The organism is Polaromonas sp., assembly GCF_012927485.1.
In the GTDB taxonomy this organism is placed as follows: Bacteria; Pseudomonadota; Gammaproteobacteria; order Burkholderiales; family Burkholderiaceae_C; genus Polaromonas.
In genome coordinates this window covers 20,965-42,393 of the sequence record NZ_JABBPC010000024.1, presented here as the reverse complement: position 1 = coordinate 42,393, position 21,429 = coordinate 20,965, and the positions used below count along the sequence as shown (strand labels likewise).

Sequence of the window (21,429 nt, the reverse complement as noted above, 5' to 3'; positions counted from 1 at the left end):
AATCCATGACGCTGCGCACAGGAGTTATTTTAAAATGCGCGTTGTTGGGCTGCGTGCTGATGCCTGTGTCGTCCTGGTCGGCCTCACTGGGGGAGTCCCGCGAAGAAACGATTATTTTTATCCGCCACGGCGAGAAGCCGCCTCAGGGCCTGGGACAGATCAACTGTCAAGGGCTCAACCGCGCCCTGGCCTTACCCGCCGTGCTACTGGCCAAGTTCGGCAAGCCGGATTTTGTCTTTGCTTCCGACCCGCATGAGAAAAAACCCGATGGCGGGCAGTCTTACAACTATGTGCGGCCCTTGTTGACCGTCGCGCCCACGGCGGTACAACTGGGCCTCCCCATCAACACCTCATTCGGCTACGCCGACATCGATGCCTTGCAGCAGGAGTTGGCGGCTCCGCGCTATCAGAATGCGGTTGTGCTGGTGGCCTGGGAACACCACAAGCTTGAAGAGATGGTCAGGACCATGTTGAAGCGGATGGATGGTCCGGTGAGCGAAGTGCCGAGTTGGAAAGGCAGTGATTTCGACAGCATTTACGTCGTCACCGTGCGGCGCGGCAACGGCCAAACGACCTCGTTTTTTGCGTTGGCGCGTCAGCAACTCAATGACCAGAGTCTCAGTTGCCCTTTGGCAGCAGCGCTGAAGCCGTAAGCGGCTTGCCGGATACAACCAGCACGCCACCCACAAATACCTTCAGCTCACCCGCTTGGAATGCCGCCCAGCACTCGTTGGTGGTGAGCGGCGCGGTTACTACCAGCGCCACGCGGTCGGTGGGATTGGTCTGCTCCGCAAAGTTGACGGTGACATCTTCATCGCTCAAGGTTGCATGGGCAAACGGGTGGCGCCGCTCGACGTAATACAGGCTGGTGGACGCGTGGGCCCACAATGCCTGGCCGTTGCTCAGCAAAAAGTTAAAAGTGCCGAATCCGGCGATCTGTGCCGACAACTCTCGCAGAGTGAGGCTCAGCTCCTCCACACTGGGAACGCCGGCGTGGGATTTCGCCAGTTCCTGCATGATCCAGCAAAAAGCGCGTTCGCTGTCAGTGGAGCCGACTGGCTTGAAGCTGCCATGCAGCCGTGGCGAGAAATCTTTGAGATCCCCATTGTGCGCAAATACCCAGTAGCGGCCCCACAGCTCGCGCACGAAGGGGTGGCAATTCTCTAACGCGACGCGACCCTGTGTTGCCTTGCGGATGTGCGCAATGACATTGCGACTTTTAATCGGGTAGCGCCGAATCAGCTCCGCCACCGGGGACTCCCAGGCTGACTGGTGGTCCACAAAATGGCGTAGGCCCTTGTCGCCGCCTGGGCTGCCGTCACCTTCAAAAAAAGCAATACCCCAACCGTCGGAATGTTGGTCGGTGTGGCCGCCACGTTGCGCAAAACCCCGAAAACTGAAGGTCACATCCGTGGGCGTGTTGCAGTTCATGCCGAGCAATTGGCACATGCTTAATCTTCTACGGAGGGTTTGGGTGGCAGACCTTTCGCGGCCACCCGAACACGAAGTTTCCAGGCCGCCACCATCGCCAGTGCGCATAAGCCGGCGAGCATTAAAAAAGTTTCGTTGAAGGCGGCCAGACGTGCGGGGCTGCTGCTGGCGTTGGCAAAAGAATCGCCATGCGCGGCGATGCGCCATTCCAGCACAATCCCGCAAAGACTGACGCCGATCGCACCGCCCAGCATGCGTAGAAAGTTGATGGCGCTTGCGCCCTGAGCCAGCAGGTGCTCATGCAGCGGCCGAAGTGAACCGAGGTTGAGCGAAGGCAGGATAAAACCAAGCCCGATGCGTCCCAGCGTGGCCAACATGACCAGCAGCCACAATCCCGAAGTCAGGGTCACCGTCAGCATGAGTGCAAACGAGGCGGCCAGCAAAGCCAGTCCGATGCTGACCAGCAGCCAGGTCGGTTTTTTGTCAGCCAGTCGACCGACCCCGAAGATGGTGACGGCCAGCACCAGACCCGCCGGCAGCAGGATGGTTCCCACATGGGACGCAGACAGGTTCAGGCCGAGCAGCAAGTACATCGGCAGCAGGTAGGTTGAACCAAACAGCGCGGTGCCGTAAATGAAAGCCACCACGCTGCCCATAGCGAAGGGGCGGTAGCCAAAGAGTGCCAGGTTCATTAACGGGGCGCCGCCGCTTGTGGTCATGCGGCGCTGCCACCAGACAAACACCAGCAGGGTCGTCAGGGCAGCGCCGAGAAGTGTCCCAGCTTCACCGCGGTTGCCGCTGTGCAGCTGGACCATCCCGTTCAACAGGCACAGCGTGCCCACGGTGCCTAGCAGCAGGCCGCGCCAGTCGATCCCCGCGCCTTTGCGGTTCGGTAGCATCCCGCCGGGCGCCGCCACTGGCACATAGCGGTACGCCATCCAGAGCGAAACCAGGCAAAAGGGAATGACCAGGAAGAAAACGGCGCGCCATCCGAAGATGTCGACCAGTACGCCGCCAATGCTGGGGCCAATGGCGGGCGCCAGCACCACGCCCATGCCGAAAAGGCCGCTGGCCCGGCCTTGTTCATGAGGCCCGAAGGCCCGCATGATGATGATGGCCGGAATGGGCTGCACGATGCCCGCTGCCAGCCCTTCCGCAACGCGCCCGCTCAGCACCAAGGCGAAATTGTTAGCCAGCCCGCCCATCAGTCCGCCGACCATCAGCAGCAGCATCGTACCGACATAAGTGCGGCGGTAGCCATAGCGCGCCAGGAGCCAGGGCGTGGTCAGCATTGAAACCGTCATGGCCACCATGAAGCCTGAACTGACCCACTGGGCGCGCTCCTGACCGAGAATGAAATGACGGCTCATGTCGGGGATCGCCACATTGACGATGGTCGAAGACATGATGGAGGCCATGGTGCCGAGCATCACCGAGAGCAGCAACAGCCAGCGATACCGCGGGCCGTAGCGCGCCTTTAACTCAAGAAGGGAGGACGAAGTGTTCAAGGAGTTTCCGGGCTCAGTCTCTCGGCTCTGACCAGAGTTTGCCCCCGGTCGCCCAGTTCTCGCGTTTGACATCGGTGATGAGAATGTCGACCGAATCGGGCTCGCCGCCGAGAATCTCTACGCTAACCCGGGTGATGGCTTCGGCCAGCTTCTGCTTTTGTTCCACAGTCCGGCCTTCCATCATTTCTATATGGTATGTGGGCATGGTTTTCTTTTGTGAGGCGGTGGAAAGGGACTCATCATAAAAGGAAGCGTGTACCGGCGTGCTATCGCCTGGGGAAATCCATGTGCTTAAAAGAAACGAATTTACCCGTTTGTCGAGGCGGTCCGGTGCAAACGAGCGCATACAAGCGCGTACAGGAAGGCTCATTGCTATTAAGCAGCCGCAAATTGTTTTAAAGAAAATAGTCGCTTGAGGCTAATCTCGAAGGGCCTTGTCAGCTACTATTTCTACAGTAACTGAATCGGCCACCCCTGCGTACGCAAAAAACCTGGCGAAGCACCCATGCCCTTGCCAACGCCACCGCGAAGTCACCATTACAGCGTGTATGTGATTGAACTCGCGCCCGAGGTATGGGAAGTCGCCCGGTTCCGTCGCGCTAATCCCGACTATCAGCCCGGCTTGCCTTTTGTGTACGTCGGCATGACAGGGCTGGACCCCGACGTTCGATTTGACAAGCACAAAGCAGGCCTTCAATCCAACCGCTTCGCCCGCGAATTTGGCGTGCGTCTGCTGCCGCGGCTTTACGCCATGTTCAATCCCATGCCTTACGACGCTGCGCGCGACATGGAAGTGGAATTGGGCATCGGCCTGCGGGATTCTGGGTATGGGGTGTGGCAAGCCTAAACGGTGACAGGGTGGATTCCGAGTATGTGCTCGTACACGGTCAAATCGACTTGGTAGCATCTGCAGGTGACCCTTTGAAGCGCGGCTTCATCCAGCAGCATCACGTAGCCCGGGCTGTAGCTAATTAGGCCGCGTTGTTCAAAGGAATTGGCGGCCCGTGTCACGCTTTCTCGCCGTACACCCAGCATCATGGCCAAAACTTGGTGAGTGACAAATAGCTCGCGGGAATGGGCACGGTCGCGGATCATCAGCAGCCAACGCGCCAGGCGCTGCTTGACCGAATGCTGGTTTATGCAGACAGCTTGCTGGGCTAAATGGCTCTGGCGCACAGCGACATAGCGGTGTAGGACGCGCCGCAGAGGAGCATCGCTATCCAGCCGCTGCTGCAGCGCGTCGCGATCAATCCGATAAGCTCGGCCGGCGCGTTGAACCACGCTGATAAACGCTGAGGTGGCTACGTCGAGCACGAGACCCGTGCCAAACATGCCTTCGTTGCCCACCAGCGCGACCTGGACGTTAGGGGCGTCTTCCACCGGAAGCACTACGGACACGAAGCTGTCCACCGGAAAGTAGGCATAAGCGGGGGCCTCGCCCGGCTCAATCAAAACATTGTGAAGCCTGATTTCCACCAGTTCGCTTTGTTCGAGAAATAGTCCGCGTTCGCGTGCCGGTAACGCGGAGATCAACCGGTTTGCGAGAGAAAGATCTTTTTGTATCGGCAAGCGCACCTCTTTGGCTGGGGTCTGACAGGAAAGCTTGGACAAAAAATACGGGCAAGTCTGCAGTCTTCCTCAGGCCAATAAACGAAGCCCTGAAGCGGCTCCGGAGGCCCCTAAATTAAATCACCGGGGCGCGCCTTCGTCAACCTGTTCCGGCCCGCATAAAGCCTGCGCGAGGGTCAACCCCTCGTCGTCGGCTTCGCGTCAAATGGACAGCTGCCGGCGTTTTTACAGGCGCGCGCTGACGTGTGGAACGGCCACCTTCGGCGGTCACCGGCGCCTGTGAACCATTTTAAGAAAAGTAAATAAATGTGAGGTTTGGTTGACTTGTCGTTACACGGCAAATGCAGCTTCCAAACGCGCGGATCAGGCGCTGGGGTCCGGCGCGCCCGTCTGCTCAGTCAGCCGAGCAAACTTTGGCAGTGGCCAGGCCGCGATCTCCTGTCAAAAGCGATCAAAAGACCGTCGCCAACGGGCGTCAGTATGGCGTCGTTCAGGGATAATCTGCGAATGCAGAGCAAATGGGCATTGCGCTTGATAACTGCGCTTTTGTGGGCATTGGTCGCATCCAGCGCGGTGTACTGGGGATTGCGCATGGGTGGCCGGACTGCGCGGGTTGTCGTACCCGAAGTCGCTGTTGTAACGTCAATCAACGACGCTTCCGCCAGCCAGCTTGCCATCACGCGTCTGCTGGGTGGATCGTCTTCAAAGGCGCCTGGCCTCATGCCCGGGGCGGCTGAAAGGTTCGCGCTGGCAGGGGTTATAGCCAGCGCGGCGGGCGAGGGAACTGCGCTGATTTCGGTCGACGGTAAACCAGCACGGCCTTTCGTTGTGGGTGCCCGAATCGCGCCCGGGTATGTGCTCAAAGCGGTCGGCCAACGCGATGCCACGCTCGCCGATGACCCGGAGGGGGCTGGGCGAGTGATGCTATCGCTGCCTGCCTACAAGACGGCCACTTTGATCACTTCCTTACCTGCGGGTGTCTCTGCAGCCTCTCCCGCGACGGTAGGGCAAATTACCCGGACCAGTCCGCCCCCCAGAACCGACGCGCGGCGGCTGCCGCCAGCGCCCATCCGACGCGAGGAGCGTCGCAGCCCCTGACGACGGCGCTGATGGCGAGATCGGGTCAGGTACCGGGCAAGCTATTCGAGCGCATTCACAATCACGCCCCATTCATCACAAAATGTCTTGAGAATTTTCGCAATCTGCGCGTCTTGCAGTGTCGTCACCAGCTCCACAATTCGGTTGTCACTCCCCTTGTGACTGTCGCTCACCACGACCGTGGCCGCGCTGTCGTCGGCAGCAAACAATCTTTGCAGAGAAGGCCCAAGGGAATTCATCACTTCATCGCGTTCCGCCTTGGCGGTGTCTGACTGTGCAGCGTACTGCACCTCAAAAGAGAAGTTTGTTTTCAAGTCCATGGTTAAGCTTTCGTTTGTTGGTCTACTGGCTTGGTGCGCGGTGCGTCGAAGAGAGTGATTCCGGAACACTGGGCGATACACGGGGCGGCGGGCAGCCACTTTTTGCAGCGTCAGCAAGTTCCTCGAATTTCGCTTCGTCACGGTCAATGATAGGAGACTTTCGAGGCGCCGGAGGCGTGTGCCAGGTGCACTCAGCCGCTTGTAATGGAAAAGCGCTATTCGAGTCCTGCGCGGGCCTGGTCGGTGCTACCTTTGCCCAGGTTTTTCATCTGCCAGGCAATCCGTACCAGCTCCGACTTGAGTTGCATGCGGGCCTCGCCATCCAGACTCGACAAGCTTTTCGGCAGGCTCATGTTGCGCGGAGAAATCGCCTGGTCTTTGGATGCGAACACAATGCAGTTGGTTTTGTCTTCGATCAGAACCTCGACGGCATTGCCGCTGAAGCTGCGGCAAATACGAGACGCAAATACAGCGTAATCCGGATGGTCGTAATGCAGATTGACCACCAGCAAGCCGTCGTCGGCCAATGCCGTAAAACAGTCGTCATAAAAACGCTGCGAGCACAAGGCAGCGGGTTGTCCTTCATGGTCAAAGCCATCAACCATCAGCACATCGAAGCTGGCGGTCAGGGTTTGCACATAAAGCGCGCCATCAGCAGCGATTACCTGAAACCGGTCGTCATCGTCCGGCACCAGAAACTCCTGCCGCAGCGCAATCACATACGGATTGATCTCCAGAACGGTGATCTTGCTGTCCTGCAATTGCCGGTAACAAAATTTAGCCAGTGACCCGCCCCCCAAGCCAATCATGCCGATGTGCGCCGGGCCAGGCTTGAATAGCAGAAACCCCATCATGGTTCGCGTGTAGTCGACTTCCAGGCGCCAGGGCCGCCGCACGAGCATGCTGCTTTGCAGTTCACCCAAGGTGAAGTGCAAGGATTTGGCCGCGCCGTTGTCAAGCACAAAAGGTTTGATGTACTGCAGCGACTGAAAGTCGGTGGAGGATATCGGCTCAATCGGCCCGATCGGGGGTTCGGTGGACGTGGGCTTCATCGCGATCCCGCCACTGCGCGGAATGGAAGTAATCCGGGCCGCCAGGCAGCGCTCAAACGTGTCACGATGAGCGCCAGACAGCTGGCTCCCCACCGCCTTTCGGTGTCACACCGCAAGACGTGGCTGCGCGCGGATTTTCTGGGAATAAAAACAACATAAGGCTGGATAAATACAAGGTCAAGTCAGCCCTTAGTTTATTGCTTGCACGAAGAGCGAGCGCTAAGGGGGTAAGGACAGAGCCCCTTTAACGAGTTTCCCCAGCGCTTGGGCGACCACGCCGTACGACACAATCGGACGCAATAGATGCGCCTGGATTAGGCGCTCGCCACTCCGCTTGGTCATGGAGTGCGGCTGGCCGCCATGGCTCACAAACATGAACAGCAAGCCTTTGTCGCTGACCCAAATTAATTGGGCGCGCAGCCAGTGGCGCCTGGAATACAAGTCGACCCAGTCGCCGGCCTGCAAGCTGCGCAGTATCTGTTCGGCTTCGGTCTGCGCGATGGCCGGGCTCGAGGCGCCAAAAGCAAGGTCGGGTGAGTTCGTCGGCGTTTCAGCAGGCGCTCCGGGTGGCTCGATAACCGGGCCGGTGGCGTTTTCGCCCGACACGGTGCGCAGGGTGTCTTCAAAGCCGGCTGCCTCCAGGTCATTGCGACGCAGCCAGGGGGACGCCGCCGCTTTAGCCCGGCGCTGCTCCAGAGTTGCCGCAAGCTGTTCAGGCGCCAGTGGCATCGCGCCCGACTCTTGCGCATCACGTCGGCTTTTAACGCGGCGTAGCTTGAGCACCGGCCGATGCAAGTCCATCAGACCTTCAAAAAACGCCTCGCTGGTGTGTGGCTCCCGGCCGAGCAATTCCAGTCCGGCATGCAGTTGGCCTAGCAGTCCCGGAATCATTTTGATCAGCTTGGCGGGCTGTTTCAGCGTCACGTCCTGTTTGACGCTCCAGATCAGGTCGGGCACTACCGAGCCGAAGCCCATCGGGTCGATCTGATTTCGGGTGTCGATGAGCCGGGCATGGGCCATGGCAAGCGCCCACGTATCAAACAGAAAATCAAGCACCAGGCCAGGCACCTTTTTAAGGTCTGAACGCGTACTCAGAGTAAGTGCAATCTGGTCGGCCTGCGTCTGACGTTCTTCCGCAAAGCGCAAGACTTGAAGGACGCTATTGCGGTTTTCGACCTCGTGCTGGTCCTGCCTGTCCCAGTTGAATTCCAGCGCGGCAAGCGCGCTATCGAAGCGCTGCGTATTTTGAATCGTCTGCCCGTTGAGGGCATTGACAGCGCGCGTCACCGGTTCAAAAAAAGCTTGAAACTCGGGGCTGAACGCATCGTTGTATTTAAAGCTGCGTTGCGCCACGCGCTCCATCAAACGGCGACCCGCGTGGCCCTCATCGCTAAAAAAGCGCGGATCCACCATGGCCAAACGCAGCAGCGAAGGCTCCAGCGCCACAATGGCCTGCCGCACCGGCACCAACAGCCGAGGGTCCTGGGCCACCTGGCTCACCAGCTTGCGTACCACCTCCAGCCCCAGCACCTGGCTCACGCGCAGAGCTTCTTTTTCAAGCTGCGTTCGCATCACCGCGCGCTCTCGGAAGTGTGCGTAGCGTCCCCAGATTTGCGAATTCAGCTCGCCGCGTTCTTCAACCAGAAGCTGTGAAGTAGCGAGGGGCGCAGCGGCGCCGGGCTCAGCCAGCTCGGCAGAGATTGATTCCGGCGCTGATTGCAGGGCTAGCAGCTCCTTTTCAACTGTTTCGTAATAGGAGGTCGTCAGTCCGTGGTGGGTATTGTTACCACCCTGAAGCAAAAACGCCTGAAACAACTCGTCCCTGATTGCCCGGTCGGACAGGTCGGCGTACTGAGACGGCGGTCGTGCGGCAGGCTCGCCGGACAGATCAGCGCTTTGGCTGCGGTCGGTGTCGCGGTCCCAAGGTTCAAAGCCTGATGCAGCGCCTTCGTCGTCCCTGCCCTGCGTACGGCTCCTGGGTGCACTGTCGGGCGTTGGAAGCACCCGATAGATCGCACCGCGTACGTTGTCCCGTTCGAGCTGCCGGACAACTCCTTCGAACAAGCGCTTGAGCTCCCGACCCAGTGGCGGTGCCAGATAACGGATCCACAACGAAGCGATGGCCGGCTCTACCGCTGCTTTAAAAACCAACTTGCGAAGCCGTTCTGAAAAGACATCCGGGCGCAAAGGATTGAGCTCTGGCCTAACGTTGGGAAAGCCCTGCAAGGTGCTGATCAGCGTGTTCAGTTCTGCCAGGATGTGTTCCACGGAAGGCAACACCTGCTGCAGCAATCGCGACGACTCAATCGCCTGTGACACCTCGGCGTCCGCCACGAGCGACAACGCGGTGTGCGATAAATCCGCGCCCGTTGATAGACCCATGAACCCAGACGACTGAGCTGGTGCAAAGGCCTCAGCGGGCGCGCCAGCAGTCTGGGCGGCTGCCACCACGTTGGCCTTGAAACTCGCCAGCAAGTCGAGCGGATACTGAACGCTCCATGCCGGCTTGTACTTCAGCAACTCACGCCAGGCTCTTCCCAGTTCATCACGATCGGCTACCCGCATGGTCTGGGCTTCTGCCACCTGAAGCGCGGCCACCGCGTCGTCCACGCAGCGCTCGATCAAGAACCGGGCCGCCTTGGCCGTCTTTTGAAGGCAAGATTGGAGCGCGTCAGCTTGCAAGGTCATCTGCATCGAAGCGTACAGGAAAAGCGTGATGATGACGGCTGGACAAAGGGTGTGGGACTTTCCTGGCGCAGGTCATCTTTAGGTTTAGTGAAGGACATCAATGGTCCTGGCGTTTTTGGGGAAGGCTGCCACTGAGCTTGGTTCCATTAGTGCAATGTGCAGACCTTTACATACGCGTTGTACGCTTCTGCACTTTGGCTGCACGCTTTTTCCGCAAAATTAAAGTAATCAGGGGAATAGTTAAGCGGTCGTAAAATTCAGTTGGTGGGACAATTTTTTTGCTGGATGGACTATAAATTGATGTCTTTTGGGTTGTTCAGTTCACGGTTTCGCCTGCTCGTTTTGCTGGCTATCGCATTGGCGGCAAGCTCCAGCGCCTGGTCGCAGACGGTGCTTGAAAACACGGCCTTGTTGGGGATGAGCCGCCAACAGTTGGCCTCCGCGCGGGTAGACGCCCATCCAGTCCGTTCGCCCCGGCGGCTCTCGTCGGGAGCTCTCGGAACTTTGCGCATGGCTGATGTGCTGTACGAGGGCGCGCATTTTGAGCAGACCCTGTTTTTTGGGCACCAAAAACTGGAGCAAATGGATCTGGTGTTGCTCAGCCCTGGTCCAGGCGCCGGTTCGGGAAGCGACGTAGCAGCCACCGCGGCAATCTACGCCAGCCTCGTGCAATCCTTGCGGTCTAAACTGGGACCCGAATTGGGTTCTTCCGGAACGACGCCGGGCACCGGGGCGGATACGGTTTCATGGGTCACCGCCAGCGCGGATGTGATCCTGTTTCGCTCCGGTAAGCCGGACCACCCGAGCTTGCGGGTAGTGATCAAGCAGCGCCAGCAGGTGGACGCCAGCGAGCTCTGAGTTTTTACAACCCAGTAAGACGCCAGCGCTTGTTTGAGAACCACAAGCAGCTATTTGATTTGTAGTCACTCATAGCAACTCGTGGCGCTCCGGTCAGGCGGTGCCCGCCTTCACTTTCAGGCGCCAGGCGTGCAGCAATGGCTCCGTGTAGCCGCTGGGCTGCTCTAAGCCTTTGAACACCAGATCGCACGCAGCTTTGTAGGCGGCGGACGTGTCGAAGTGATTCGCCATCGGTTTGTAGAGGGGGTCGCCCGCGTTCTGGCCGTCCACCACGGCGGCCATGCGTTCGAAGGTCTCCTTGATCTGTGCGTGCGTCACGACGCCATGGTGCAGCCAGTTGGCCATGTGCTGACTGCTGATGCGCAGCGTGGCGCGGTCTTCCATCAGGGCAATGTTGTGAATGTCGGGGACTTTGGAGCAGCCCACGCCTTGGTCGATCCAGCGCACCACGTAGCCCAGTATTCCTTGCGCATTGTTGTCAAGCTCCTGCTGCTTTTCGACCGCAGACCACTTGGCTTCTGAAACCACGGGAATGTGCAGCAATCCGTTCAGAATGGTGTCGCGTTCGGCCACGGGGTCGGTCTGGGAGGCGATCCTTTCAAGCTCCTTTTGCACTTCCGAGACCAAGACCTGGTGGTAATGCAGCGCATGCAGCGTTGCCGCAGTGGGCGAGGGCACCCAGGCGGTGTTCGCGCCCGCTTTGGGGTGGGCAATTTTTTGTTCCAGCATCGCCGCCATCAGGTCTGGCATGGCCCACATGCCTTTGCCGATTTGTGCTTTGCCGCGCAGGCCGCACGCGAGGCCGACCAGCACGTTGTTTTTCTCGTAGGCCTGAATCCAGGCGCTGGATTTCATGTCGCCCTTGCGGATCATCGGGCCGGCCTGCATGGCGCTGTGCATTTCGTCGCCAGTGCGGTCCAGGAAGCCGGTGTTGATAAACGCGACGCGCGCACTGGCTTCGGCGATGCACGCTTTGAGGTTGACGCTGGTGCGACGCTCTTCGTCCATGATGCCGAGCTTGACGGTGTTGGCGGGCAGACCCAGCAGCTTTTCAACGCGGCCAAACAGCTCGGAAGCAAAGGCGACTTCCTTGGGACCGTGCATCTTGGGCTTGACGATATAGACCGAGCCAGCGCGGGAATTTTTGATGCCCGGCTTGCCTTGGCGCTTGAGGTCGTGTACGGCAATGGTCACGGTCACCACGGCATCCAGAATGCCTTCGGGAATTTCTCGACCGCCTTCATAAAGAATGGCCGGGTTGGTCATCAGGTGACCCACATTGCGCACAAACATCAGCGAGCGACCATGCAGCGACACCGGCTTGCCGTCGGCGCCGGTGTACTGCCGATCCGGGTTGAGTCCGCGCGTAAAGGTCTTCCCGCCTTTGCTCACCTCTTCGGTCAACGTGCCCTGCAAAATGCCGAGCCAGTTGCTGTAGGCCAATACTTTGTCTTCGGCATCGACCACGGCGACCGAGTCTTCCAGGTCAAGAATCGTGGACAGTGCGGATTCGAGCACCAGGTCGCTCACACCGGCCAGGTCGGTCTTGCCGATGGCGGTGCTGCGGTCGATCTGGATGTCGATGTGCAAACCGTTATGCAGCAGCAGAACCGACGAGGGCGCTGTTGCATCGCCTTGGTAGCCCAAAAACTGGGTGGGGTCGGCCAGACCGGTGCTGCCGGTCTTTAGCGCGACCACCAACTGCCCGCCTTCGACGCGGTAGCCGGCTGATTCCTTGTGCGAGCCAGCCGCGAGAGGCGCAGCCTGATCCAGGAAGTTGCGCGCAAACGCAATCACTTTGGCCCCGCGCGCCGGGTTGTAGCCCTTACCTTTTTCAGCGCCGCCCGCATCGGAAATCGCGTCAGTGCCATACAGCGCATCGTAGAGCGAACCCCAGCGTGCGTTGGCCGCGTTCAGTGCGTAACGCGCATTGAGCACCGGCACCACCAGTTGCGGCCCGGCCTGCAAAGCCAACTCCGCATCGACGTTCGCGGTGGTGGCGGTAACGCTTGCAGGCTGCGGCACCAGGTAACCAATTTTTTCCAGGAAGGCCCGGTAGGCGGGCATATCGGCAATGGGGCCGGGGTGGGCTGTGTGCCAGCCGTCGAGCTCGGTTTGCAGCCGGTCGCGTTCGGCCAGCAACGCGATGTTTTTAGGCGCCAGGTCGGCCACGATGGCGTCAAATCCGGTCCAAAAGGCAGCGCTGGAAACATCGGTTCCGGGGAGCACTTTGTCATCGATGAAACGGTAGAGTTCGGTCGCCACTTGAAGGCGGTGACGGGTGATGCGTGCGGTCATGGAGAGAGTCCTTTTCGAAAATAAATAAGCCTGTGAAAGGGGTGGGCTACTGCGCAATGGCAGCAGGAGGGCGGCTTGAAAATTAGCCCCGCGTTTTGTAGAAATAATAAAGGGTGAGCGCACTGCCGACTGCAATGACCACGCGGCGCAACCACGGTCCCTGAATATTCCGCGCCATGCGCGCGCCCAGGTAGCCGCCTGCGCTGGCAGTGACCAGCATCACCGAGGTGTGCGGCCAGCTGACGGCACCGGCGGCAATGAAGGTGACCACGGTGACACTGTAAATAATGGCAGATAGCAGATTTTTCAACGCGTTGATGTGCTGCACATCGTCATGTCCGCCAATCGCCAGGCTAGCCATCATGAGGATACCCATTCCCGCGCCAAAAAACCCGCCGTAGACAGATACCAGCAACTGCACCAACCAGCCGCCCATCGAGCCCGCGCCGTGGCGGGGATCAAGAGTCGGTGCGGGCTGGCTAGTGGCGCTGTGCTGGCGTACCCGCTTCAGGGCGGCCGAAAGTTGCGGACTGAAAGCAAACAGCAGCGTGGCAAACGCCAGCAGCCAGGGAATCAGCGCGGCAAAGCGGGCGTCACCGGCGGCGAGTAACAGCAGCCCGCCGGCAATGCCGCCGATTAGCGACGCCAGACCCATCGGCAGGAGGTAACGCTTATAGCGCGACAGTTCCCGCCGGTAAGCCCACGCGCCGGTGAGGCTGCCTGGCCACAAGGCCACGGAATTGCTGGCGTTGGCGACTACCGGCGGCACCCCCACCGCCAGCAACGCCGGGAACGAGAAAAATGTACCGCCGCCTGCGACCGAGTTCACGGCGCCTGCTGCAAACGCGCCGGCACCGATCAGCAGAATATCTGTGGGCGTCATGCCGACAGGCGTTTCACGGCAACAGCCCCAGGCCGGGCAGCGAGAGGACATCGCGGAGGTTGCTGCCGGTAAAGACGGGGGACGTGCCGAGCTCTTCGAACGGCAGCTGGTAGCGGTTGACCCAAAGCGTTTGGTAGCCGAACCACGTGGCCGCCAGCGCGTCCCAGCTGTTGCAGCTTACAAAGGCAATCTGACGCGCTTCAAAGCCGGTGGCCTGCAAGCCCAGGGCGTAGGCATCGGGATGCGTCTTGTATTTGTGCAGCGCGTCCACGCTGATCACATGATCGAGCAGGCCGTCCAGACCAGCAGACTTGATGGCCACTGTCAGCATGGCCGGGTCGCCGTTAGACAAGATGCCGGTGACAATGCCGCGCGCTTTGAGGCTTTGCAGCACTTCCTTGTTTTCGGGAAATGCCGACAGATGCCGGTATTGGTTCATCAACTGTTGCTCGCTCTCCACGCTGAGATCCAGTGCAAGGCGTTTGCAGGCATAGCGAAGCGCGGCACGCGTCAGATCCCAAAATGGCTGGTAGTGCGCGCCGCCGTTGCTGGTGGTCACTAGGTGGGTGTATTCAATTTGCTTGTCGCGCCACAACACGCTTAAAGCCGGTCCGCGTCCCGGAAACAGCTGCTCCGCCAGCAGGCCCACGCTGTAGACATCAAACAGCGTGCCATAAGCATCAAACAACACAGCCCGGATTGGGGCAGGCACCACAGAACGAGGTTTTTCCATAAGCTCTACTGTATTTGATACAAGGGAGCGGATTAATTAACGCCAGATGGTTTTATTTGTGACTTTTTTGGGTGTAGTCGGGATTAATTTTCCGGATCGAAGTTACTTGAGCCCTCCCAAAAAAGCGGCAAAGTTGATCCGCATGGCGGGCGGGTACAACCGCCTGGGAAACTGATTTGGGGCGTTTGTCGATTTTCATGCGCATAATCTCGGCGCATGAACAAACACCAGCAGCTCAAAGCCTTGGGGTCCGGGGTCGCCCGCCGCGGTGTCGTGAAGCACTTGATTTTGTGTGCCGACGACTTCGCGGTGAATGAGTCCGTATCGCGAGGAATTGCTGCGCTGGCACGTGCGGGACGTATCAGCGCTACCAGTGCGATGGTGTTGTCGCCGCGCTGGGCGCGGGATGCCGCGCTATTGCAAAAGGTGCGCGGGCACATCGATGTGGGGCTGCATCTGGATTGGACCAGTTCGTTTGCACACGCTGCCGGGCACGGGATGTCCTTGGCTGGCGCCATGCTGAAAGCCGTGCTGGGAGGTTTTAACCAGGCCGCAGCGCGCGCGGTGATTGAGCGTCAGCTAGATGCCTTCGAAGAAGTCTGGCAGTGCCCGCCCGACCATATTGACGGGCACCAGCATGTGCAGCAGTTTGCAGGCATTCGAGACGCCCTGGTCGCTGTCGTGGAACAGCGTTATGCTATAAAAAACAGAGCGTACTTTCGTCTTTCTACCGGCGCAGCAGCGGATAAAACGTTTAAGACAAAAATTATTGCAAGCATGGGTGCGCCCGCATTAGCGGGGCTTGCGAACACGGTCGGCATCGCCTGCGCACCGGCGCTGGCGGGTATCTATGACTTTAGCGGCGGAGCCAAGCACTACGCGCAGTTAATGGAGCACTGGTTGCAGGACTCGCCCGAAGGCGGAGTCATCATGTGCCACCCCGCCGCGCGGGCCATGGCGGGTGACAAGATTGGTGCGGCACGTGCGTGGGAGCATGCCTATCTGGCAAGCGATGCTTTTCCGCAAGCGCTCAGGCGTGCCGGCGTGGTGCTCTCGTGTGGTGCGCAGTTACACTTTGAGGCGTGACTGAACAACGAAAATCCTGGCTGACGCTAGCTGCCCTTTTTTTATTTCTGTTGGTACTTGCGGCTCTGCGGCCGCTGGCCGTGCCTGACGAAGGTCGATACGGCGAAATTGCCCGCTGGATGCTGCACAGCGGCAACTGGCTGATCCCGCGCTTGAACGGGATTCCCTTTTTTCACAAACCGCCTTATTTGTATTGGCTCGAGGCGGCTTCAATGGCCACTTTCGGGGTGCATGTCTGGGCAGTGCGCCTGGTGCCCGCGCTGCACGCGGGGCTGATGCTGCTGGTCATGTACTTGAGTGTGCGTCAGTTTGCTACTGAAATAATAGCGCGCAGGACCGTGTGGATGCTCGGTACCAGCCTATCGTTCATGATTGGCGGACAGTATGTGAATCACGACATGCTGGTTGCCGCGTGGATCAGTGTGGCGATCTGGTGCTTTGCGCTGGCCTTTATGGCGGGCGACAAGCCGAATGCGAATCTGGCCCGATGGGGTTTCGTGGCTTGCGCGTTGGGCATGCTTTCCAAAGGGCTGATTGGGGTGGCGCTTCCGGGGTTGGTCGTGCTGATCTGGTTGGTCTGGACCGGGCAGCTCAAGAAAATTCGGTATCTGCCCTGGTTGTCGGGTCTGGCGTTGTTTCTTGTCATTACTGCGCCGTGGTTTTGGATTACCGAGCAGCAGTTTCCGGGCATGCTCGCCTACATGTTTGGCAAGCATCAGGTGAACCGCTTTATCGCCACAACTTTTAACAACGCGCAGCCCTGGTGGTTTTACTGGCTGTGTTTGGTCGTATTGCTGTTTCCGTGGATATTTTTTGTGATCAACCAGGCAGTAGCCCAAATAAGACGGCCCCAGGCAGCTGCAAATTCAATAGCCAGCGCCTGGACCGCCTTGTGTTGGATATGGGTTCTGGCGATCATTGGTTTCTTTTCCATTCCGAGTTCCAAGCTCATCGGTTACGCGTTGCCCGTCATGCCGCCGCTGGCGCTGCTGGCGGCGCTGGGTTGGGACCAGGCCAGGACCAAAAGCAAACTCACTCCGGCCACGCAAAACAAGTTGTTTGCAGGACTGTGCGTGGCAAGCCTTGGCCTCGCAGTGGCTGCCAACATGGCGGCGGCGGCTTACTCAAAAAAATACAGCGCGCTGGATATCGCTCAGGCACTGGAGGCGGCCGGTGCCAAACCTTCCGACACGGTGTACTTGCTGGGCGACTATGCCTACGATTTGCCGTTTTATCGCCAGGCGAGCACCCCCATGATCGTTATTCAGGACTGGCCTGAACTGCGCAAATTGCCGGGCGACGACTGGCAGCACGAGTTGCTCGAAGGGGCCGATTTTGATCCGCAAGCGGCGGACGTTCTGCAGACAGCAGAGGTTTTGGAAGAGGCACGGACGCAAAGCGGGGTGTGGGTGGTTTCGCGCCATGAGAATTCGTTGGATGGCTTTGCCTTGGTATTTAAAGGCAACGATTGGTCGCTGTACCGACCTCAGGGGGAACCCGGTCCGTCGTTAACGCCTGAAAGCCCAAAACCGGCTGAGTAGAAAAGTCTGCCCTGCGGCAACGACCAACGCTACCAACAAGGCTAGAAGCGACGGCCAGCCGGCCACGCGCAGCAGCAGCACAAACATCAGCTCATTGGTGCCAAAGCCCGCCAGCGCGGTTACCGCAAAGCGCTGAAAGCTTTGGTTCATCGTGGTGCCAGCGTCGCGGAAACTCAACAGGCGGTGGCCTCCAAAGCTGACAAAAAATGCCACCAAAAACCCTGTGGCATTTGCCAGTTCGGGCCAGATGCGGTGCTGCGTCAACGCGAATACCGCCAGGTGGGTGACTGCCGCGGCGGCACCAACAACCAGAAACCAGAAGCCGCTTCTGACCGGGTTCGCCATGGGCTGCACGGGCGTGAATGGCATTAGTCGCCGAGGCCCTGGCCGCTGCGCTGCGCCACGATATAGCTGGGCCGCTGCTTCACTTCGTCGTAAATCCGCCCCACATACTCTGCCAGGATGCCTATGCTCAGCAGTTGAATGCCGCTCAAAAACATCATGCCCACCACCAGCGTGGCGTAACCCGGCACCGAGATCCCCCAGATGAAATGGTCCAGTACCACCCAGCTGCCGTAGCCCAGCGCGGCGGTCGCCAGCAGCAGTCCCAGCCAGGTCAATAATCGAAGCGGTGCGGTTGAAAACGCCACCATGCCTGTGAGCGCCAGCGCGAACGATCCGCCCAAACCAAAATTGCTGAGTCCATCGGCGCGCGGCAAAGGCTCATAGTCAATCGCCGTGCTGTTAAACCCTACCCACGCATACAACCCCTTCATGAATCGGTTGCGCTCAGGCAGGGCGTTGAGCGCATTCACCACCTGGCGGTCCATCAGTCTGAAATCCCCCGCATTGGCCGGAATCTCAATGTGGCTGCCCCAGTTGATGAGTTTGTAAAACAGTCCCACCAAGCCCGCTTGCAAGGCCGAATGGTCGGCGCGACTTTTGCGCACGGCATACACCACGTCGGCACCTTGCTTCCATTTCAATAGCATTTCAGGCAATAAAGATGTGGGGTGCTGACCGTCCGCATCCATCAGAACAACCGTTTCACCGCGCGCTATCGCGAGTCCCGCCGTCAGGGCGGACTCCTTGCCAAAGTTGCGCGACAGCTTGACGTACACCACCTGCGTATGGTCAGCGCACAAGCCCTGCATCACCTCGGCGGTGTCGTCCCTGCTGCCATCGTCCACCACAATCAGTTCGGCCTGGGGCGATAACTGTTGCAGCGCGGTCAGGGTCTGCGGGACCCCGATGCTCAGGTTTCGCGCTTCGTTAAAAGCCGGCATAACGCAGGAGATGGAGGGAGTCGTGGAGGTGCGGGACGTCATGCCTGCATCATGCCAAAAAAAAGGGACGCAAAAAAGAAGACCCGCCAGATCCTGTGAATGTCCATAATTGCAGCGCATGGACAAACTCAAACAGCTGGAATCTTTTGTGTCGGTGGTCGCACGCGGCAGTTTGACGGCGGCGGCCAAGGCAGAGGGCGTGGCGCCCGCCATCATGGGTCGGCGGCTGGATGCCCTGGAAGCGCGACTGGGCGTGAAGCTGCTCGTGCGCACCACGCGGCGCATCGCGCTCACGCATGAAGGCAGTGCTTTTTTGGAGGACTGTCAGCGTTTGCTGTCCGATCTGGCCAATGCAGAGGCGAGTGTCTCCGCAGGCGGGGTGAAGGCGAGCGGCCACTTGCGCATCACCGCGCCGGCCGGCTTTGGCCGGCGCCACGTCGCGCCGTTGGTCACTAAATTCCGCGAGCAGCATGCGGACGTGACGATATCGCTCAACCTGAGCGACCGCGTGGTGGATTTAACGGGCGAGGGCTTCGACTGTGCGGTCCGGGTCGGCGACATGCCGGACTCCTCGCTGGTGAGTGTGCGCATGGCCGACAATCGGCGCCTCTGCGTGGCCACGCCGCGCTACCTAAAAATCCATGGCACGCCGAAGCAACCCGGCGAGCTGGCAAAATTCGACTGCCTCACGCTGTCCAGCGATGCCGCGCAAACGCGCGGCTGGGCCTTTAACGTGGACGGTGAACTGATACACCTGAAGCCGGGCGGGCCGTTGGATTGCTCGGATGGGCAGGTGCTGCACGACTGGTGCCTGGCTGACTACGGCATTGCCTGGCGCAGCACCTGGGAGGTCGAGTCGGAAATCGCAGCCGGGCGGCTGGTGGCGGTGCTGGAAGACTTTGCCGCGCCCCCCAATGGGATCTATGCCGTGTTTCCGCAGCGCAAGCATTTGCCGCTGCGGGTGCGTCTGTGGATCGATTTTTTAAAGCACCATTACAGTCAGCCCGATTTTTGGCGGTCTTCGCGGTGATCGAATAAACCGTGTCGGCTGTTGGCCGGGTGCTTTATTTGCCCAGGCGTGCTTTCATAGAGGCCTTGCGCCCATCACACCTTTTTTGCCTGTGGCGTCCGCGCTGCAAGCGGTCATCTTGCTTTGCCAGGCGGTTGTTGCAACGCTGTCAGCAGCGTGGGCCATCGGAGTCAGGCTGATCAAGAAAACAAAAGCGACCGCGATCAGGGACAACCGCTTTTTCAGGGAGGCACCCATAAGTTGCAGGAATCAAGCGGGAGTTCCGTTCGAGATTCGATCACGCAGCGCCATGGCGAGCGGGTTCGATGACTGCGTTAACCGTAAAATCAGCCAATGCTCTCGATTAAAAAAGATCTGCTCGCAGCCTTGGCTGCAGGGCTGGAACAACTTCTCCCCGGTGCGGCTGACAAAGCTGCTTTTGAATCGCCCAAGGTGGCGGCGCATGGTGATTTCGCCTGTACGGCAGCCATGCAATTGGCCAAAACACTGAAACAGAACCCTCGTCAGACGGCCGAGACCCTCCGTGGCATTTTGCTGCAGTCCCCTGCCTTTGAGCGCTGGGTGGAGGCGATTGAGATTGCCGGCCCGGGATTTATCAACATCCGGCTCAAGCCCGCCGCCAAGCAGGAAATCGTGCGTGAGGTACTGCGGGCCGGGGCGGGGTACGGCTCCCAGCCGGTCGACAGCGCGCAGCGAATGATTGTCGAGTTCGTGTCGGCCAACCCGACCGGGCCGCTGCATGTGGGTCATGGCCGGCAGGCGGCGCTGGGCGATGCCCTCTGCAACTTGTTTGTCACTCAGGGCGCGCAGGTATGGCGCGAGTTTTACTACAACGATGCCGGGGTGCAGATTCACACCCTGGCGACCAGCACGCAAGCGCGCGCCAGAGGCCTTAAGCCCGGCGACGTCGGCTGGCCAGAGCCTGCCTACAACGGCGACTACATCGCCGATATCGCGGCTGATTTCCTGGCTGGCAAGACCGTCAAGTCCGATGACCGGGAATTTACCGCCTCAGGCGACGTCGACGATATCGAATCGATTCGCCAATTTGCCGTGGCCTACCTGCGCCGCGAGCAGGATCTGGATTTGCAGGCTTTTTCGGTCCGATTTGACAACTACTATCTCGAATCGAGCCTGTACCGCTCGGGCCGGGTCGAGGCCACGGTGGAACGGCTCAAAGCCGCCGGTAAAACCTACGAGCAGGATGGCGCACTCTGGCTCAAGTCGACCGAGTACGGCGATGACAAAGACCGTGTGATGAAAAAGAGCGATGGCACGTATACCTACTTCGTGCCCGACGTGGCCTACCACTTGGCCAAATGGGAGCGCGGTTACAGCTGGGCCATCAACATCCAGGGCATGGACCACCACGGCACCATCGCCCGGGTCCGCGCCGGACTGCAGGCGGCCAACGCCGGAATTCCGCAGGGCTACCCCGACTACGTGCTGCACACCATGGTGCGCGTGGTGCGCCACGGCGAGGAAGTCAAAATCTCCAAGCGTGCCGGCAGCTACGTCACGCTGCGCGACCTGATTGAATGGACCAGTGCGGATGCCGTGCGTTTCTTTTTGCTCAGCCGCAAACCCGACACCGAGTACATCTTCGACATTGATTTGGCATTGGCAAAAAACAATGAAAATCCGGTGTACTACGTTCAGTATGCGCACGCTCGTATCTGCTCCATCCTCACCACATGGGCCGCCCAAGGAGGCGATGAGCGCCGCTTAAAAGACGTGGACCTGTCCGCGCTGACCAGCCCGCAGGCGCAGGCGCTGATGCTGCTTCTGGCCAAATATCCCGATATGCTGAGTCATGCAGCCACGGGTTTCGCGCCGCACGACGTGGCTTTTTATCTGCGCGAACTTGCGGCCTGCTACCACAGCTATTACGATGCGGAACGGATTTTGGTCGATGAAGAAAATGTCAAACTGGCGCGGCTGGCGCTGGTCGCCGCCACCGCCCAGGTGTTGCACAATGGCCTCGCGGTGCTGGGCGTCAGTGCGCCCCGCAAAATGTAAAGAGACGTAAAACGCTCAATCACTCAAAG

The 21,429-nt window shown here is 59.4% G+C and carries 21 protein-coding genes; 8 read left to right on the top strand and 13 right to left on the bottom strand.

Annotated elements, in window-relative coordinates:
* Positions 1-5: 5 nt before the first annotated feature.
* Positions 6-653, top strand: a complete 648-nt coding sequence (locus HHJ16_RS09530; protein WP_293642407.1) for a histidine phosphatase family protein — start codon at positions 6-8, stop codon at positions 651-653.
* On the opposite strand, the gene HHJ16_RS09525 is transcribed toward HHJ16_RS09530, so the two are convergent.
* Genes HHJ16_RS09525 through HHJ16_RS09515 form a run of 3 tightly spaced genes read right to left on the bottom strand, consistent with a single transcriptional unit; the run spans position 619 to position 3,285 of the window.
* Entirely contained in the window at positions 619-1,449 is an 831-nt protein-coding gene (locus tag HHJ16_RS09525; protein ID WP_293642406.1) for a class II glutamine amidotransferase, read from the bottom strand. The two genes, HHJ16_RS09530 and HHJ16_RS09525, sit on opposite strands and share 35 nt — an antisense overlap.
* 2 nt (positions 1,450-1,451) lie before the next feature.
* On the bottom strand, positions 1,452-2,939 hold the full coding sequence (locus HHJ16_RS09520; protein ID WP_293642405.1) for an MFS transporter: 1,488 nt from the start codon (positions 2,937-2,939) through the stop codon (positions 1,452-1,454).
* A 13-nt stretch (positions 2,940-2,952) separates the two neighbouring features.
* Positions 2,953-3,285, bottom strand: a complete 333-nt coding sequence (locus HHJ16_RS09515) for a 4-oxalocrotonate tautomerase (protein ID WP_293642470.1) — start codon at positions 3,283-3,285, stop codon at positions 2,953-2,955.
* Between the two features lie 159 nt (positions 3,286-3,444).
* On the opposite strand from HHJ16_RS09515, the gene HHJ16_RS09510 reads away from it, so the two are divergent.
* Positions 3,445-3,786: a hypothetical protein gene (locus tag HHJ16_RS09510; RefSeq protein ID WP_293642404.1), complete on the top strand. Its 342-nt coding sequence runs from the start codon at positions 3,445-3,447 to the stop codon at positions 3,784-3,786.
* Here the strand turns inward: HHJ16_RS09510 and HHJ16_RS09505 are convergent.
* The gene (locus HHJ16_RS09505) at positions 3,783-4,508 is read right to left on the bottom strand and encodes a Crp/Fnr family transcriptional regulator (RefSeq protein WP_293642403.1); all 726 of its coding nucleotides are present in this window, start codon (positions 4,506-4,508) and stop codon (positions 3,783-3,785) included. The two genes, HHJ16_RS09510 and HHJ16_RS09505, sit on opposite strands and share 4 nt — an antisense overlap.
* 507 nt (positions 4,509-5,015) lie before the next feature.
* Here HHJ16_RS09505 and HHJ16_RS09500 point away from each other — a divergent pair.
* Positions 5,016-5,606 (top strand): general secretion pathway protein C, encoded by a 591-nt coding sequence (locus HHJ16_RS09500; RefSeq protein ID WP_293642402.1) that lies wholly within the window; start codon positions 5,016-5,018, stop codon positions 5,604-5,606.
* Between the two features lie 41 nt (positions 5,607-5,647).
* On the opposite strand, the gene HHJ16_RS09495 is transcribed toward HHJ16_RS09500, so the two are convergent.
* From HHJ16_RS09495 to HHJ16_RS09485, 3 genes are all read right to left on the bottom strand, one after another.
* Positions 5,648-5,926, bottom strand: coding sequence for a hypothetical protein (locus HHJ16_RS09495; RefSeq protein ID WP_293642401.1), 279 nt, complete (start codon positions 5,924-5,926; stop codon positions 5,648-5,650).
* A 215-nt stretch (positions 5,927-6,141) separates the two neighbouring features.
* Positions 6,142-6,978, bottom strand: a complete 837-nt coding sequence (locus tag HHJ16_RS09490; RefSeq protein WP_293642400.1) for a fused MFS/spermidine synthase — start codon at positions 6,976-6,978, stop codon at positions 6,142-6,144.
* A 219-nt stretch (positions 6,979-7,197) separates the two neighbouring features.
* Positions 7,198-9,666 carry a DUF1631 family protein gene (locus HHJ16_RS09485; RefSeq protein ID WP_293642399.1) on the bottom strand — a complete coding sequence of 823 codons (2,469 nt, stop codon included), beginning with the start codon at positions 9,664-9,666 and terminating at the stop codon, positions 7,198-7,200.
* A 300-nt stretch (positions 9,667-9,966) separates the two neighbouring features.
* Here HHJ16_RS09485 and HHJ16_RS09480 point away from each other — a divergent pair, with 300 nt between their 5' ends.
* On the top strand, positions 9,967-10,524 hold the full coding sequence (locus tag HHJ16_RS09480) for a hypothetical protein (RefSeq protein ID WP_293642398.1): 558 nt from the start codon (positions 9,967-9,969) through the stop codon (positions 10,522-10,524).
* A gap of 93 nt (positions 10,525-10,617) precedes the next feature.
* Here HHJ16_RS09480 and HHJ16_RS09475 read toward each other — a convergent pair whose 3' ends face one another.
* The 3 genes from HHJ16_RS09475 to HHJ16_RS09465 all read right to left on the bottom strand — a co-directional run bounded on the left by HHJ16_RS09475 (position 10,618) and on the right by HHJ16_RS09465 (position 14,438).
* Positions 10,618-12,822, bottom strand: a complete 2,205-nt coding sequence (locus HHJ16_RS09475) for a malate synthase G (RefSeq protein ID WP_293642397.1) — start codon at positions 12,820-12,822, stop codon at positions 10,618-10,620.
* An 82-nt stretch (positions 12,823-12,904) separates the two neighbouring features.
* Positions 12,905-13,705, bottom strand: a complete 801-nt coding sequence (locus tag HHJ16_RS09470) for a sulfite exporter TauE/SafE family protein (RefSeq protein WP_293642395.1) — start codon at positions 13,703-13,705, stop codon at positions 12,905-12,907.
* 13 nt (positions 13,706-13,718) lie between these two features.
* Positions 13,719-14,438, bottom strand: a complete 720-nt coding sequence (locus tag HHJ16_RS09465) for a haloacid dehalogenase type II (RefSeq protein WP_293642394.1) — start codon at positions 14,436-14,438, stop codon at positions 13,719-13,721.
* A 216-nt stretch (positions 14,439-14,654) separates the two neighbouring features.
* Here HHJ16_RS09465 and HHJ16_RS09460 point away from each other — a divergent pair, with 216 nt between their 5' ends.
* Both HHJ16_RS09460 and HHJ16_RS09455 read left to right on the top strand, forming a co-directional pair.
* Positions 14,655-15,524, top strand: coding sequence for a ChbG/HpnK family deacetylase (locus HHJ16_RS09460; protein WP_293642393.1), 870 nt, complete (start codon positions 14,655-14,657; stop codon positions 15,522-15,524).
* The gene (locus tag HHJ16_RS09455; RefSeq protein ID WP_293642392.1) at positions 15,521-17,065 is read left to right on the top strand and encodes a glycosyltransferase family 39 protein; all 1,545 of its coding nucleotides are present in this window, start codon (positions 15,521-15,523) and stop codon (positions 17,063-17,065) included. The genes HHJ16_RS09460 and HHJ16_RS09455 overlap by 4 nt, the downstream gene beginning before the upstream one ends.
* On the opposite strand, the gene HHJ16_RS09450 is transcribed toward HHJ16_RS09455, so the two are convergent.
* Together HHJ16_RS09450 and HHJ16_RS09445 are read right to left on the bottom strand one after the other, a co-directional pair.
* Positions 17,033-17,434, bottom strand: a complete 402-nt coding sequence (locus tag HHJ16_RS09450; RefSeq protein ID WP_293642390.1) for a GtrA family protein — start codon at positions 17,432-17,434, stop codon at positions 17,033-17,035. The genes HHJ16_RS09455 and HHJ16_RS09450 overlap by 33 nt on opposite strands.
* Positions 17,434-18,393, bottom strand: coding sequence for a glycosyltransferase family 2 protein (locus HHJ16_RS09445; RefSeq protein ID WP_293642388.1), 960 nt, complete (start codon positions 18,391-18,393; stop codon positions 17,434-17,436). Before HHJ16_RS09445 ends, HHJ16_RS09450 begins: the two co-directional genes overlap by 1 nt.
* 76 nt (positions 18,394-18,469) lie before the next feature.
* Here HHJ16_RS09445 and HHJ16_RS09440 point away from each other — a divergent pair, with 76 nt between their 5' ends.
* Positions 18,470-19,381, top strand: a complete 912-nt coding sequence (locus HHJ16_RS09440) for a LysR family transcriptional regulator (RefSeq protein WP_293642386.1) — start codon at positions 18,470-18,472, stop codon at positions 19,379-19,381.
* Positions 19,382-19,435: 54 nt separating this feature from the next.
* On the opposite strand, the gene HHJ16_RS16890 is transcribed toward HHJ16_RS09440, so the two are convergent.
* Entirely contained in the window at positions 19,436-19,498 is a 63-nt protein-coding gene (locus HHJ16_RS16890) for a hypothetical protein (RefSeq protein ID WP_366557482.1), read from the bottom strand.
* Positions 19,499-19,714: 216 nt separating this feature from the next.
* Between HHJ16_RS16890 and argS the strand changes: the two genes are divergently transcribed.
* Complete coding sequence (gene argS / locus HHJ16_RS09435) at positions 19,715-21,400, top strand: arginine--tRNA ligase (RefSeq protein WP_293642384.1); 1,686 nt, start codon at positions 19,715-19,717, stop codon at positions 21,398-21,400.
* Positions 21,401-21,429 lie beyond the last annotated feature (29 nt).